The following is a 13,488-nucleotide window of genomic DNA, read 5'->3' on the forward strand; positions in this document are numbered from 1 at the left end:
ATTCCGGTCCGCGCGTGAACGGACAGCAGCAACAGACCATCGCCGAATCGCAGCCGGCTGCGGTCCGTGCCCCCTCGCTCACGCAGCGCGTGCTGCGCAACGTGCTGGTGCCGCTGGCGCTCACGTGGATGGTCGGCGCGGTCATCGCGCTGGTCATCGCCAATTACTTCTCCGAACAGGCCTTCGACCGCGGCATGCTCGACGATGCCTATGCGCTGTCGGCCAACGTGCAGGCGGGCGAGCGCGGCATCGAGCTCATGCTCACGCCGCGCGAGGTGGCCACGGTGCTCTTCGACCAGGTCGACAAGGTGTACTTCGCGGTGCAGCGGCTCGACGGCTCGCTGATCTCGGGCCAGTCGGGCCTGCAGGCGCCGCTGCCGGTGGACGGCTCGCGCTACCGTTTTTCCGATGTGAACTACGAAGGCAGCACGCTGCGCGCGGTGGTGCTCGAGCATGACGCCGAGCCCGACATCAGCATGCCCTATCGCGTGATCATTGCGCAGACCACGCTGAGCCGCGCGGCGCTGGTGCGCCAGTTGCTGGGCTATGCGCTCGCACCGCAGATCCTGCTTCTCATCCTGCTCGCTATCTGGCTCTGGTACGGCATCCGCAGCGACCTGCGTCCGCTCGGCGAACTGCAGCGCGCACTCGACCGGCGCGACGTGCGCGACCTGTCTCCGGTCGCGGTGGCCCAGACCTCGCGCGAGATCCAGCGCCTGGGCAACGCAGTCAATTCGCTCTTCGAGCGGCTGGGCAACAGCGTGCAGGCGCAGCGCGAGTTCGTGGGCAACGTGGCGCACGAGTTGCGCACGCCGCTGGCGGGCATCCGCGCGCTGGCCGAATATGGGCTCGCGCAGCAGGACACCAACGTGTGGCGCGAGCAGCTCGAGCGCGTGTCGGAGCGGCAGGCGCGCGCCAGCCACCTGATCGACCAGCTGCTGGCGCTCGCGCTCGCCGAGGAGGCACGCACCGAGCTCAAGCGCGTGCCCGTGCGGCTCGACGTGCTGGCCGAACAGACGGTGCTGAGGCACCTGGGTCGTGCCGATGCACGCGGCGTGGACCTGGGCGCTCGCGGCCTCGACGACGGCGTCGTCGTGAATGCCAACGAGGCGCTGGTCGAAGGCATCCTCGACAACCTGATCGACAACGCGCTGCGCTACGGCGGGCGCACCATCACCGTCGAGCTCGCGGGCCACACGCTGAGCGTGATCGACGACGGCCCCGGCATTCCGCTCGAAGCGCAGCGCGACCTGATGCAGCGTTGGGCGCAAGGCCCGGCGGGCCAGAAGCTGGGGCAGGGCTCGGGGCTGGGGTTGTCGATCGTCTCGCGCTATGCGGAGCTGCTGGGCGCGGAGCTGAGGCTCGAAGCCGCGGAGCCCACGGGGCTGCGGGTCAGCGTGGCATTCGGCGAAGTGGCCTGAGGCACGAACGTTCAGGCGAGCGGCGTGCCCTGGTGGAAGACCATGCGCCAGCGGCCCGCGCGCAGCCTCCATAGCGAGCTTCGCAGCGAGTCCGCGGCAGGGCGCTGGGGAATGGCTTCGCGGTGAGCGCGGTAGGTGACCAGCGCCACGTCGGGGGCCATGCGCAGCACGCGAAAGTCCGTCATCGTGCGCTCCGAGAAGGCTTCGTCGCGCAGCGCCTCGATGATGGCTGCCCGCGTCCACACCGTGCCGGAGACGCCGAGTTCATGGAAGTCGTCGTCGAGCAGTTCCTCGAGTCGTGCGGCACTCGCGCGCACCTCGCGCAGATGCAGCGCGCCTTCGAGTTCGAGCAGCAACGCTTCGAGCTCCTTGCCAGGCGCTGCCTCGTAGAGTTCGAGCGGCAGCCCGTCGGGGTCGGCGAAGAAGGTGAAGCGCCGGCCCGTGTATTCGTCGACGCGCAAGGGCTCCACGGCAATGCCTTGCGCCGAGAGTTCATCGGCAGCGGCCTGCACGTCGTGCACTTCGAAGGACAGGTGACGCAGCCCCTGCGCTTCGGGCCGCGTGGGCCGCGCGGGAGCGGCGGGAAAGGAGAAGAGCTCGATCTGCGAGCCATCGGGCAGGGCGAGATCGAGCTTGTACGAATCGCGAGCGGCGCGGTAGTTTTCGGCCACCACGCGCAGGCCCAGCACCTCGGTGTAGAAGCGCTTCGACACCCCGTAGTCGGAGCAGATGATGGCGACGTGATGAATGCGTTCGAGCTGCATCGTGGTCATCGCTTCTTCAGTTGCTTGCGGAGAAAGACGCGAGTTCGCTCCGCGAAGGCAAGCCGCTTGTACTCGACGTAGCCGATGCGCTCGTAGAGCGCGCGGTTCTCGGTCATCTTCTCGTTGGTGAAGAGGTAGATCGAGTCATGACCCTGCCGCAGCGCCTCGTGCTCGGCAAGCTCCAGCAGCGCGCGGCCCACGCCGGTGCCCTGCTGCGCGGGACGCACCGCGATCACGTCGATCAGGAAGCCTTCGTCGGTGACGTCGAGTACCAGCGCCGCGACGATTCGTTCCTGCTGTTGCGCGACCCAGACCTGCGCGTTCGCGATCGCCGCGCCGTAGTCCCTGGTCATCGGAACCGGCGTGAGTCCCAGCCGCGGGATGTAGTGGCGAAAGGCCTCCACGGCGCATTCGGTGATGGCTGCAGCGTCGGCGGAGTCGGCGCGTCGCAGCGTCCAGGGGGTGGTGCTCATTCGAACTCCACCTCGCCTTCGATCTCCACCGGGATGTTGAATGGCAGCTCCGCCATGCCGACCGCGCTGCGCGAATGGGCGCCGATGTCGGGGCCGAAGACTTCGAGGATGAGGTCGGAAAAACCGTTGATGACGGCCGGCTGCCTGTCGAAGCCCGATGCGCAGGAAACCATGCCGAAGACACGCGTCCATGCGGTGATGCGGTCCAGGTCGCCGAGCGCGCGCTGCAGGCTGCCCAGCATCGCGAGCGCGGTGAGACGCGCGGCGGTGTAGCCCTGCTCGACGTTCAGCTCGCGGCCCAGCTTGCCCAGCGGCGCGGCGATGGTGCCGTCGGCATTGAGCGGGCCGTGGCCGGAGATCAACGCGCGGCGGCCGGCGAGGCGAACGAACTGGAAAGGCAGCACGACGCCGGGCGGCGGCGTCACTGAGGGCGGAAGGACGAGGCCGAGCGCGGCCAGTCGTTGCTCGATGCGAGCCATGGCATTTCTCTCCTTGAGGCGACGGACACGAAGCGTCCGTCGCATCTTGCCATGGCCCTCGCTGCTGCTTCGGGCTCAGGCCAGCGCCGGATAGTCCGTGTAGCCCTTGGCGCCGCCACCGTACATGGTGGCCTTGTCGAGCGGATTGAGCGGCGCGTTTTCGCGCAGGCGGCGCACGAGGTCGGGGTTGGAGATGAAGGGCTTGCCGAAGGCCACGAGGTCGTCGCCTTCCTTCAGCGCTTCTTCGGCCAGCGGCTTGTCGTAGCCGTTGTTGACCATCCATGCGGCCTTGCCGCCGGCTTCGCGATACGCGGCCTTGAGGGCTTCGTAGTCGAAGGGGCGGTCCTCGATCTCGCGCGGGCCGCCGGTGGCGCCTTCGATGATGTGGATGTAGGCGAGGTCGAGCGTGGCGAGCTGCTTCACGACGTAGGTGAAGAGCGGCTGCGGGTCGCTGTCGTACGCGTCGTTGGCGGGCGTGACGGGCGACAGGCGAATGCCGGTCTTGCGGGCGCCGACGGCATCGGCCACGGCGCGCGTGGCTTCGAGCAGCAGGCGGGCGCGGTTCTCGATGCTGCCGCCGTAGTCGTCGGTGCGCTTGTTGCTGCCGTCCTTCAGGAACTGGTCGAGCAGGTAGCCGTTGGCGCCATGCACCTCCACGCCGTCGAAGCCGGCGGTTTCCACGGCGCTGCGCGCGGCCACGGCGTAGGCGTGCACGATGCCGGGCAGTTCGCCGGCGTCGAGCGCGCGCGGCTCGGAGGTGTCGACGAAGGTGGGCACGCCGTCCTTGATGAGCACGGTCTTGGTCTTGGCGGTGATGGCCGAGGGGGCGACGGGCTTTCCGCCACCGGGTTGCAGTTCGTTGTGCGAGACGCGGCCCACGTGCCACAGCTGCACGACGATCTTGCCGCCCTTGGCGTGCACGGCCTGGGTCACGCGCTTCCAGCTGTCGAGTTGCTCCGTGCCGTAGAGGCCGGGCACGTCGGAATAGCCCTGGCCCTGGTGGCTGATGGCGGTGGCCTCGGTGATGAGCAGGCCGGCGCTGGCGCGCTGGGCGTAGTAGGTGGCGGCGATGTCGGGAGGGATGGCGTTCGGCGAGCGGTTGCGCGTGAGCGGCGCCATGACGATGCGGTTGGCGAGCTTCAGGTCGCCGGCCTGTACGGGGTCGAAAAGGGTGGACATCGTGCGATCGAAAGCAGAGTTGATACGGGGCGCAAGGCTAAGCGCGCCGCCTCAACCCTGCTGTCGCACGGTTGACGGTTTGGTGCTAGGCGAGCAGCGCGAGCAGGGCGGGGCTCACCCGCATGGGCACGGCCAGCAGGATCTGCCCCATGCCCTTGCCGAGCGGATCGTTGCGCAGCGAAGCCATGCCGCCGCCGCCGAGCGCCTGCTCGCAGACGAAGTTGAAGGCGTCGATGCCCGGTACCTCATGACGCGTGACTCGGCCCTTGACCAGGTGCGCGAGCCATTCGGCCACGCGTGCCTCGGTGAGCTGCTCGCGCAGCAGCGGCAGCAGGGCGGGGTGGCGAGCGATGACGCCGATGTTCGAGGTGTCTCCCTTGTCGCCGCTGCGGGCCCAGGCCAGGCGCAGCAGGGGGACTTCGATGCTGTCGGTAGCGGAGGTGTCGATCGTCGTCTGAATGGCTCTGGCAGGCGAAGAGATGGGCTTGGCCATCTCGACTGCAGGTGGCGCTTCGGTGCGTGGAACGTCGATGCGCTCTCCATCGATGGCCACCGATGCCTCGACCAATGACTTGTCGAGCAGGAACGCGTATTGCCGGATCGATGGCGACACCGAAGCCCGCCCACCGCCTGCGCCAGTTGTGCCGGGCGCCCACGATGTGCCGGCCGGAGCGACCTCGCGCGCGAACAGCTCCAGTGCTTCCTTGCGCGGATGCGTCACCGCGAGCCGCAGCACCGCTTCGCGCGTCTGCAAGGCCAGTTGTGCATGAGGGCCGTAGCAGGACTCCGCGCCCAGCACTTCGAGCTGCGTGCCGCTGTAGGGACCGAAGCCGTATTGCGAGAACAGCGCTCCCGTGCGCGCGAGGATGGCTTCGCCAGTTCGCTTGGCCTTGGCCACCGCGTCGAAGCCGACGATGGTGAGCTGAGCCGCTGTCTTGAAGCCATCGACGTAGGTTGCGCTGACCTTGTAGCTCGAGGTCGGCGCATGGCCGCGCGCGCCGTGCACGCGCACGCGGTGCTCGCCGGCTTGCTCGACGCGCACCTGCGTGAAGTCGGCCACCACGTCGGGCAGCAGGTACGCGGCGGGGTCTCCGATCTCGTAGAGCATCTGCTCGCCCACGACGGCGGGCGTGACCTTGCCGCCGGTGCCCGCGGGCTTGGTGACGACGAAGCTGCCGTCGGCGCTGCATTCGACGATGGGGTAGCCGATGTTGGGCCAGTCGGGCACTGTGTCCCAGTCGGTGTGCAGGCCGCCGGTGGCCTGGCAGCCGCATTCGATGATGTGGCCGGCGAGGCTGCCTGCGGCGAGCAGGTCGAGGTCGTTCGGTTGCCACTTGAATTCATGCATGAGCACGCCGAGCGTGACGGCCGAGTCGACACAGCGGCCGGTGATGACGACCTGCGCGCCCGCGTCGAGCGCGGCGCGTATGGGCTGTGCGCCGAGGTACGCGTTGGCGGTGAGCACGCGTTCGGGCAGCGCGGCGCCGCTCTGCAGCTCGCGCACGGGCGGTTGCGACTGGCGCAGTTGCGGCAGCAGCGGGGACACGTCGTCGCCGCTCACCACGGCGATCTTCAGCGCGATGCCCTGTTCCGCAGCCAGTGCCGCGAGCGCGTCGGCGCAGCCTTGCGGGTTGACGCCGCCGGCGTTGCTCACCACGCGAATGCCTTGTTTCACGATGTCCTTCAGCACGGACTTCATCGCCACCGAAACGAAGTCGGTCGCATAGCCGAGCTCGGGCTTCTTGAGCCGCGCGCCGACGAGGATCGACATGGTGAGTTCGGCGAGGTAGTCGAACACGAGGTAGTCGATCTGGCCGCTGGCCACGAGCTGCGGCGCGCCCACGCTGCTGTCGCCCCAGAAGCCGGAGGCGCCGCCGATGCGGACGATGCTGTTGTTCCCTTTGCTCATCGTCCGCTCCACTGTGGCTTGCGCTTCTCGCGGAAGGCGAGTTGTCCTTCGGCCGCGTCCTCGGTGAGCGCGAACAGGCCGATCTGGCTTTCGGTGAAGGCCATCGATTCCTCGAAGGCCATGGCGTCGATCTTCTTCATGGTGTAAAGGCCGCGGCGGATGGCGGCGGGCGACTTGTCGAGCATGCGGCCGAGCAGCCAGTCGAGGCTTTCGTCGACGTCGTCGCTCACGCGGTTGACGAGCCTCAGCTCCAGCGCCTGCGCGGCATCGATGGGCTCGCCTGTGATGCACATCTCGGCCAGCACGCGGCGCGGGAGCAGGCCGCCGAGCACGCTGAGCACCTGTGCGGGAAAGAGGCCGACCTTCACCTCGGGCAGGCCGAACACCGCCTGGCTGCTCGCCACGGCCATGTCGCACATCGCCATGAGGCCCATGCCGCCGGCCATGCAGGCTCCGTTGACCCGCGCGATCAGCGGCACTGTCGATTGCCGGGCCTGGCGGAAGAGATTGGCGAAGCCCTGGTAGGGCGCGGCGTAGTCGAACTTGAAGGATGTGCCGCTCTGCAGGTCGGCGCCCGCGCAGAAGGCGCGCGTGCCTGTTCCGGTGATGACCACCGCGCGCACGGCGCTGTCATTGTTGGCGCGGGTGATGGCATCGCCCAGGCCAGCGAGCACCGCGCCGTTGATGGCGTTGCGGCGCTCCTCGCGTTCGATGGTGAGCCACATGACGGGCCCGCGCATCTCTTCGCGCAGCTCGACTGATGGAGGGGTTTCGGGCATGGCGAGATTCCTTCTGCTTCGGTTTTCCGAGTTCTCTTCTCTCTTGCCCCTAGCGTCGCCGGAAAAAAAAGCCGCATCGTGCGGCTTGTGGCTGAAGCGGTTCGGGTTTTCCCTAGAGGATGACCGAGCCGCTTCATTGTTTCTGCACGCTCTTGCGTGCTTCGGCTTACTTCAGCAGGCCTTCAGCCTTCATCGCGTCCTGAACGGCGGGGCGGGCGCCGACGCGCGCGTGCCAGGCCAGCAGGTTGGGGAAACCGGAGATGTCGACGTTGGTCGGCTTGGTCCAGTTGGTGACGGTGAACAGGTAGCCGTCGGCCACGCTGAAGTGCTCGCCCATCAGGAACTCCTTGCTGGCCAGTTCGCTGTCGAGCCACTGGAAGCGCGACTTGAGCTTGTCCTTGAAGATCGTCTTGGCTTCCTCGGGCATGTTGGGGTTGAACAGGGGGCTGAAGCCCTTGTGCACTTCGGTGCCGATGAAGGTCAGCCATTCCTGCAGGCGGTAGCGCTGCATGGTGCCGGCGGCCGGGGCGAGGTTCTTGGTGGGCGCGAGGTCGGCGATGTACTGGAGGATGGCGGGGCCTTCGCGCAGGCGGGTGCCGTCGTCGAGCTCGAGCATCGGCACGTAGCCCAGCGGGTTGATGCCGTAGTAGTCGGTGCCGTCCTGCAGCTTGTGGCTCTTGGTGCTGGCCAGCACGGGTTCGACGGCGATGCCTGCCTCATGCAGTGCGATGTGAGGGGAGAGCGAGCAGGCGCCGGGCGAGTAATACAGCTTCATTCGAGAACTCCAGTGAATGTCGAGGTTGGTTGGTTTTTCTGGGAGACCGCAGCGGATGCTAGCGGGTTTGGCGGCGTCGCGTTTTTGTCCTACGACTGCACGCGCGGGGCGACTATCGGGCCCGAAGACCGTGTTTTCTAAGCTCCGTTCCACGGCGGGCGGGGCCTGCTGCAAGGAGAAACGAATGTTGAAGTACGCCATCATTTTTGCAGTCATCTCGCTCGTGGCCGCCTTGCTCGGCTTCGGCGGTATCGCGGCGGGTGCAGCGGGCATCGCCAAGCTGCTGTTCGGCCTGTTCCTGGTGCTGGCGCTGCTGTTCGTGGTGCTGGCGGTGCTGGGCGTGGGCGCGGTCAAAAAAGCGATCGACTGATGCACATCTCTCACGTCGAGGCGCAGCTCGATTACGAAGTTGCCGCCCCTGCGCACATGCTGCTGAACATCGAGGCAGCGCGTTCGGGCATGCAGAACGTGATCGGGGAGGAACTGGTCGTGGAGCCGCCGACGCCCATGCGGCTTTTCTGCGACGAGGGAAGCGGCAACCGCTTCGTCCGTTTCGATGCGAAACCGGGGCCGCTGAAGATCGCCTACAAGGCCAGCGTGCGGCGCGCCCACGTGGTGGTGCCGAACGACCTGGCCGAGACGCCGGTGACCGAAGTGCCCGACGAGGTGCTGCACTACATGATGCCGACGCGCTACTGCGAGTCGGATCTGATGTCGCGCTGTGCCCAGCAGCTCTTCGGCGATCTGCCGCCCGGCATCGGCCGGGTGCAGGCGATCGTCGACTGGATCCACGACAGCATCACCTACGAGCCGGGCAGCAGCGACTCGACCACGACCGCGCGCGAGGTGTTCGTGGAGCGCGCGGGCGTATGCCGCGACTTCGCGCACCTGGGCATCACCTTCTGCCGTGCGCTGAACATTCCGGCCCGGCTGGTGGTCGGCTACGTGTGGTTCGACGAGCCGCCGCAGGATTTCCATGCTGTGTTCGAGGCGTGGCTCGGCGGGCAGTGGGTGCTGTTCGATCCGACCCGCATGGCGCCGGTCGACCGGCTGGTGCGCGTGGGCACGGGACGGGACGCGAAGGACGTGGCCTTCTGCACCATATTCGGCAATGTCCGCATGACGGGCAAGAAACTGGTCGTGCAAGAACTGCAGGACGGGAGCCTGCAGCCGTCGATGCCGCCTTCGCCCGCTGGCGAGGTGACGGGTATCGAGAAGCCCGTACCTTTGGGGCAGGTGGACGAAGCCGCGGCCTAGCAAGGTTGTTTGCTATAAAAAAACATAGCAAACTATCAAGCCTCTGTCTTGGAGAACGCTCTTAGGCGTCGCTCTCCAAGCTTATCCACACAGGGGGCGCAAAAGGGCGTCGCCGATTAAAATCGGTGCCCCTTTTGCGCCGCGCACGCGTCAGTTGTGCGCTCCCACTCCAAATGCTTTACCCCGAAGAATTCGACGTGATCGTCGTCGGCGGTGGCCATGCCGGCACCGAGGCCGCGCTCGCCGCCGCACGCATGGGCGCCAAGACGCTGCTGCTCTCCCACAACATCGAGACGCTGGGACAGATGAGTTGCAACCCGTCGATCGGCGGCATCGGCAAGGGCCACCTGGTGAAGGAGGTCGATGCGCTTGGTGGCGCGATGGCGATCGCGACGGACGAGGCCGGCATCCAGTTCCGCATTCTCAACTCGAGCAAGGGCCCTGCCGTGCGCGCCACGCGTGCGCAGGCGGACCGCGTCTTGTACAAGGCCGCCATCCGTCGCCGGCTGGAGAACCAGCCGAACCTGAGCCTGTTCCAGCAAGCCGTCGACGACCTGATGGTGGAGGGCGATCGTGTGGTCGGTGCCGTCACGCAGGTGGGCATCGCGTTCCGCGCACGGACCGTGGTGCTGACCGCGGGTACTTTTCTCGACGGGCGCATCCACGTCGGGCTCGACAACTACCAGGCCGGACGCGCGGGTGACCCGCCGGCCGTCAGCCTGTCGGCGCGGCTCAAGGAACTGAAGCTGCCGCAGGGACGACTCAAGACCGGCACGCCGCCGCGGCTCGATGGCCGCAGCATCGATTTCTCGAAGTGCACCGAGCAGCCGGGCGACGGCATGCCTGGTGGGGCAGGGCCGATGCCGGTGTTCAGCTTCATGGGTCGCGCGGACATGCATCCGCAGCAGATGCCCTGCTGGATCACGCACACCAATGCGCGTACGCACGAGATTATTCGCTCGGGCTTCGACCGCAGTCCGATGTTCACCGGCAAGATCGACGGGGTAGGGCCGCGCTACTGCCCGAGCGTGGAAGACAAGATCAACCGCTTTGCCGACAAGGAAAGCCACCAGATCTTCCTGGAGCCCGAAGGCCTGACGACCAACGAGTACTACCCGAACGGGATCTCGACCAGCCTGCCGTTCGACATCCAGTACCAACTGGTGCGCTCGATGCCCGGGCTGGAGAACGCGCACATCCTGCGGCCGGGCTATGCCATCGAGTACGACTACTTCGATCCGCGCGAACTCAAGAGCAGCTTCGAGACGCGTTCGGTCAAGGGGTTGTTCTTCGCCGGGCAGATCAACGGCACGACCGGCTACGAAGAGGCTGCGGCACAAGGTTTGTTCGCCGGCATCAACGCCGCACTGCAGTGCCGTGGCGAAGACGCCTGGTTGCCGCGCCGCGACGAAGCCTATCTGGGTGTGCTGGTCGACGACCTGATCACCAAGGGCGTGACCGAGCCGTATCGCATGTTCACGAGCCGTGCCGAGTTCCGGCTGCAGCTGCGCGAGGACAACGCCGACATGCGTCTGACCGAAGCTGGCCGCAAGCTGGGTCTGGTGGACGACGAACGCTGGGACGCATTCAGCCGAAAGCGCGATGCTGTTTCACGTGAAACAGAGCGCCTCAGGTCGATCTGGGTGAACCCGCGCAACCTGCCGGCTTCGGAGTCGGAGCGGGTGCTGGGCAAGGCCATCGACCACGAATACAACCTCGCCGATCTGCTGCGCCGGCCGGATGTGAGCTACGAAACGCTGATGACTCTGGACGGCGGCAAGTACGGCGCCCAGTCGCCACTGAGCGAAACCGAGATCGAGCAGATCGAGATCTCGGCCAAGTACTCCGGCTACATCGAGCGTCAGCACGACGAAGTGGAGCGCGCCGCCCACTTCGAGAACCTGAAGTTGCCGGCCGATTTCGACTACAGCCAGGTCAAGGCCCTGAGCTTCGAGGTGCGCCAGAAGCTGGACAAGCACCGGCCGGAAACACTGGGCCTCGCCTCGCGCATCTCCGGTGTGACGCCAGCCGCGATTTCCCTGTTGATGATTCATCTGCGAAAGGGTGGCCACAAGGCCTTTGCCCGCGACGCTGCTACGGAAGCAGCCGCCGAATGACGGCGCCGATCGACACGCTGCGCGCAGGCGCGGCCGCCATGGGCGTGGCGCTGTCCGACTCCCAGGGCGAGCGGCTGCTGGCCTACGGCACGCTGATGCTCAAGTGGAACAAGGTCTACAACCTGACGGCACTGCGCGATCCTGCCAGTGTGCTGACCCATCATTTGCTCGACAGCCTGGCGGCAGTTGCGCCGCTGCAGCGCGAGTGGGCAGGGAAGGGCAAGCTCCTGGACGTAGGCTCCGGCGGCGGATTGCCCGGCGTGGTGATCGCCATCATGCGACCGGATCTCGAGGTGAGCTGCCTCGATGCGGTCGCCAAGAAGGCCGCGTTCGTACAGCAGGTTGCGGCCGAGCTGGAGTTGCCGAATCTTCGTGGGCTGCATGCCCGGGTCGAATCTTTGGTCGGTAGCTACGAAGTCATCAGCTCGCGCGCCTTTGCGTCGCTGCCGGATTTCTTCAACGGCTCGATGAACCTGCTCGCTCCTGGCGGCGTCTGGCTGGCCATGAAGGGCAAGATGCCGACCGATGAACTCGCCGGCGTCCCGACGGGCGTGTCTGTGTTTCACGTGGAACAACTGACGGTTCCGGGCCTCGATGCCGAGCGCTGCATCGTCTGGGCGCGCAAGGAAGCCGCCCAGGTCGGCGCCTGATTCGCAAAAAGAGGCCGCGACACCGGTAAAAGCCGGTGTCCGAACGATCTTCGCGGCGGTGTGCTCGCTTAGACTCGATGCCTCCCTCTGGTCTCTTTCCCGGCTCGCTTTTTCGAGGCAAATCCCATGTTCGGCATTGCTGACTACGGCGCATTCGTCGCCGCCATCGTCCTTTTCCTTCTGATTCCCGGCCCGGGCAATCTGGCGCTGATCACTTCGACCAGCAAGGGCGGCATCCGCGGCGGACTGGCCGCGACGGCGGGCGTGATCGTCGGCGACCAGTTCCTGCTGTGGGCCGCGGTGGCTGGCGTGTCGGCCGTGATGGCTGCCTACCCGGCCGCTTTCAAGGCTGTGCAGTGGCTCGGCGCCGCCTACCTGGCCTGGATGGGCATCAAGATGCTGATGGCGAAGCCCGGCTCGGCTCCCATCCTCAACATCAAGCCCAGCCATTTCATGCGCCAGGCTTTCACCATCACGCTGCTGAACCCGAAGGCCATCGTGTTCTACATGGCCTTCTTCCCGCTGTTCGTGGACCCGGCCCGGCATCAGGGCCTGATCACGTTCGGCGCGATGGCGGTGACGATCGCCGCGCTGACCTTCCTGTACGGCCTGACCTCGACGCTGCTCACGCACTTCCTGGCCGAGCGTATCCGCGCCAATCCCCGCATTTCCACCACGCTCGAAAAGCTTGCCGGCACCTTCCTGATCGCCTTCGGCGTCAAGCTCGCAATCTCGCGCTGATCGATCGACCCCCGGTACTCACATGGCCAAGATTTTCTGCATCGCCAACCAGAAGGGCGGAGTCGGCAAGACCACCACCACCGTCAATCTCGCCGCCGGCCTGGCCAAGGTCGGCCAGCGCGTGCTGATGATCGACCTCGATCCGCAGGGCAATGCCACCATGGGTTCGGGCATCGACAAGCGCGAGCTCGAACTGACGGTGTACGACGTGCTGCTCGAATCGGCCTCGGTGGCCGAGGCGCGGGTCAAGGCCGACAAGCTGGTGGAGGGTGGTTGCGGCTACGACGTGCTGGGCGCCAACCGCGAACTGGCCGGTGCCGAAGTCGAAATGGTCGCGCTCGACCGCCGCGAGAAGCGCCTGCGCACCGCGCTGGCCGCCGTCGGTGCCGAGTACGACTTCGTGCTGATCGACTGCCCGCCCAGCCTGAGCCTGCTGACGCTGAACGGCCTGTGCGCCGCCCACGGCGTGATCGTGCCGATGCAGTGCGAGTACTTCGCGCTCGAGGGCCTGACCGACCTGGTCAACACCATCAAGCAGGTGCACGCCAACCTCAACAAGAACCTGCAGATCATCGGCCTGCTGCGTGTGATGTTCGATCCGCGCATCACGCTGCAGCAGCAGGTGAGCGAGCAGCTCAAGTCCCACTTCGGCGACAAGGTGTTCGACACCGTGATCCCGCGCAACGTGCGGTTGGCCGAGGCGCCGAGCTACGGACTGCCGGGCGTGGTGTTCGATCCGGCCGCCCGCGGCAGCCAGGCTTTCATCGCCTTCGCCCAGGAGCTGGTCGACAAGATGCCGCCCGCGAGCGCCTTCGCCTCGGGCGCGGTGGCTCCGCCGATCGCTCCGGTCGCGCGCATCACGCCGGACCTGCCCATCCCCGATGACGTCATGGCGCCAGCCGCCGCGCCGGCTGCGGACTCGCCCAGTGAAAACAATGCCTGAC

14 protein-coding genes are annotated in these 13,488 nt (G+C 66.7%); 7 read left to right on the forward strand and 7 right to left on the reverse strand.

Translation table 11 applies throughout. From position 1 onward, the window contains the following. Positions 1-38 precede the first annotated feature (38 nt). A complete protein-coding gene (locus SFB74_RS00275) occupies positions 39-1,421 on the forward strand; it encodes a sensor histidine kinase (protein WP_432732038.1) in 1,383 nt (460 codons plus the stop codon). Between the two features lie 11 nt (positions 1,422-1,432). On the opposite strand, the gene gloA2 is transcribed toward SFB74_RS00275, so the two are convergent. The 7 genes from gloA2 to gstA form a co-directional block, all read right to left on the reverse strand. Then, positions 1,433-2,194 carry an SMU1112c/YaeR family gloxylase I-like metalloprotein gene (gene gloA2, locus SFB74_RS00280; RefSeq protein WP_432728679.1) on the reverse strand — a complete coding sequence of 254 codons (762 nt, stop codon included), beginning with the start codon at positions 2,192-2,194 and terminating at the stop codon, positions 1,433-1,435. Next, positions 2,191-2,658: a GNAT family N-acetyltransferase gene (locus SFB74_RS00285; RefSeq protein WP_432728680.1), complete on the reverse strand. Its 468-nt coding sequence runs from the start codon at positions 2,656-2,658 to the stop codon at positions 2,191-2,193. The genes gloA2 and SFB74_RS00285 overlap by 4 nt, the downstream gene beginning before the upstream one ends. Beyond that, positions 2,655-3,137 carry a RidA family protein gene (locus SFB74_RS00290; RefSeq protein ID WP_432728681.1) on the reverse strand — a complete coding sequence of 161 codons (483 nt, stop codon included), beginning with the start codon at positions 3,135-3,137 and terminating at the stop codon, positions 2,655-2,657. The genes SFB74_RS00285 and SFB74_RS00290 overlap by 4 nt, the downstream gene beginning before the upstream one ends. Positions 3,138-3,212: 75 nt before the next feature. Then, positions 3,213-4,316: an alkene reductase gene (locus SFB74_RS00295; protein WP_432728682.1), complete on the reverse strand. Its 1,104-nt coding sequence runs from the start codon at positions 4,314-4,316 to the stop codon at positions 3,213-3,215. 85 nt (positions 4,317-4,401) lie between these two features. Continuing rightward, positions 4,402-6,225, reverse strand: coding sequence for an acyclic terpene utilization AtuA family protein (locus tag SFB74_RS00300; RefSeq protein ID WP_432728683.1), 1,824 nt, complete (start codon positions 6,223-6,225; stop codon positions 4,402-4,404). Then, positions 6,222-7,004 (reverse strand): enoyl-CoA hydratase/isomerase family protein, encoded by a 783-nt coding sequence (locus SFB74_RS00305; RefSeq protein ID WP_432728684.1) that lies wholly within the window; start codon positions 7,002-7,004, stop codon positions 6,222-6,224. The genes SFB74_RS00300 and SFB74_RS00305 overlap by 4 nt, the downstream gene beginning before the upstream one ends. A gap of 166 nt (positions 7,005-7,170) precedes the next feature. Further along, positions 7,171-7,779 (reverse strand): glutathione transferase GstA, encoded by a 609-nt coding sequence (gene gstA / locus SFB74_RS00310; protein WP_432728685.1) that lies wholly within the window; start codon positions 7,777-7,779, stop codon positions 7,171-7,173. 184 nt (positions 7,780-7,963) lie between these two features. On the opposite strand from gstA, the gene SFB74_RS00315 reads away from it, so the two are divergent. The 6 genes from SFB74_RS00315 (at position 7,964) to SFB74_RS00340 (ending at position 13,487) form a co-directional block, all read left to right on the forward strand. Further along, positions 7,964-8,149 carry a DUF1328 family protein gene (locus tag SFB74_RS00315; RefSeq protein ID WP_019653611.1) on the forward strand — a complete coding sequence of 62 codons (186 nt, stop codon included), beginning with the start codon at positions 7,964-7,966 and terminating at the stop codon, positions 8,147-8,149. Further along, complete coding sequence (locus SFB74_RS00320) at positions 8,149-9,036, forward strand: transglutaminase-like domain-containing protein (protein WP_432728686.1); 888 nt, start codon at positions 8,149-8,151, stop codon at positions 9,034-9,036. The genes SFB74_RS00315 and SFB74_RS00320 overlap by 1 nt, the downstream gene beginning before the upstream one ends. A gap of 173 nt (positions 9,037-9,209) precedes the next feature. Further along, positions 9,210-11,153 (forward strand): tRNA uridine-5-carboxymethylaminomethyl(34) synthesis enzyme MnmG, encoded by a 1,944-nt coding sequence (mnmG, locus tag SFB74_RS00325; RefSeq protein WP_432728687.1) that lies wholly within the window; start codon positions 9,210-9,212, stop codon positions 11,151-11,153. Next, complete coding sequence (gene rsmG / locus SFB74_RS00330) at positions 11,150-11,803, forward strand: 16S rRNA (guanine(527)-N(7))-methyltransferase RsmG (RefSeq protein ID WP_432728688.1); 654 nt, start codon at positions 11,150-11,152, stop codon at positions 11,801-11,803. Before mnmG ends, rsmG begins: the two co-directional genes overlap by 4 nt. Before the next feature lie 126 nt (positions 11,804-11,929). Further along, on the forward strand, positions 11,930-12,544 hold the full coding sequence (locus tag SFB74_RS00335) for a LysE family transporter (protein ID WP_432728689.1): 615 nt from the start codon (positions 11,930-11,932) through the stop codon (positions 12,542-12,544). Positions 12,545-12,566: 22 nt separating this feature from the next. Next, the gene (locus SFB74_RS00340; RefSeq protein WP_432728690.1) at positions 12,567-13,487 is read left to right on the forward strand and encodes a ParA family protein; all 921 of its coding nucleotides are present in this window, start codon (positions 12,567-12,569) and stop codon (positions 13,485-13,487) included. Position 13,488 lies beyond the last annotated feature (1 nt).

Origin of the sequence: Variovorax xiamenensis, from assembly GCF_050916385.1 — a bacterium.
Taxonomy (GTDB): Bacteria; Pseudomonadota; Gammaproteobacteria; order Burkholderiales; family Burkholderiaceae_C; genus Variovorax.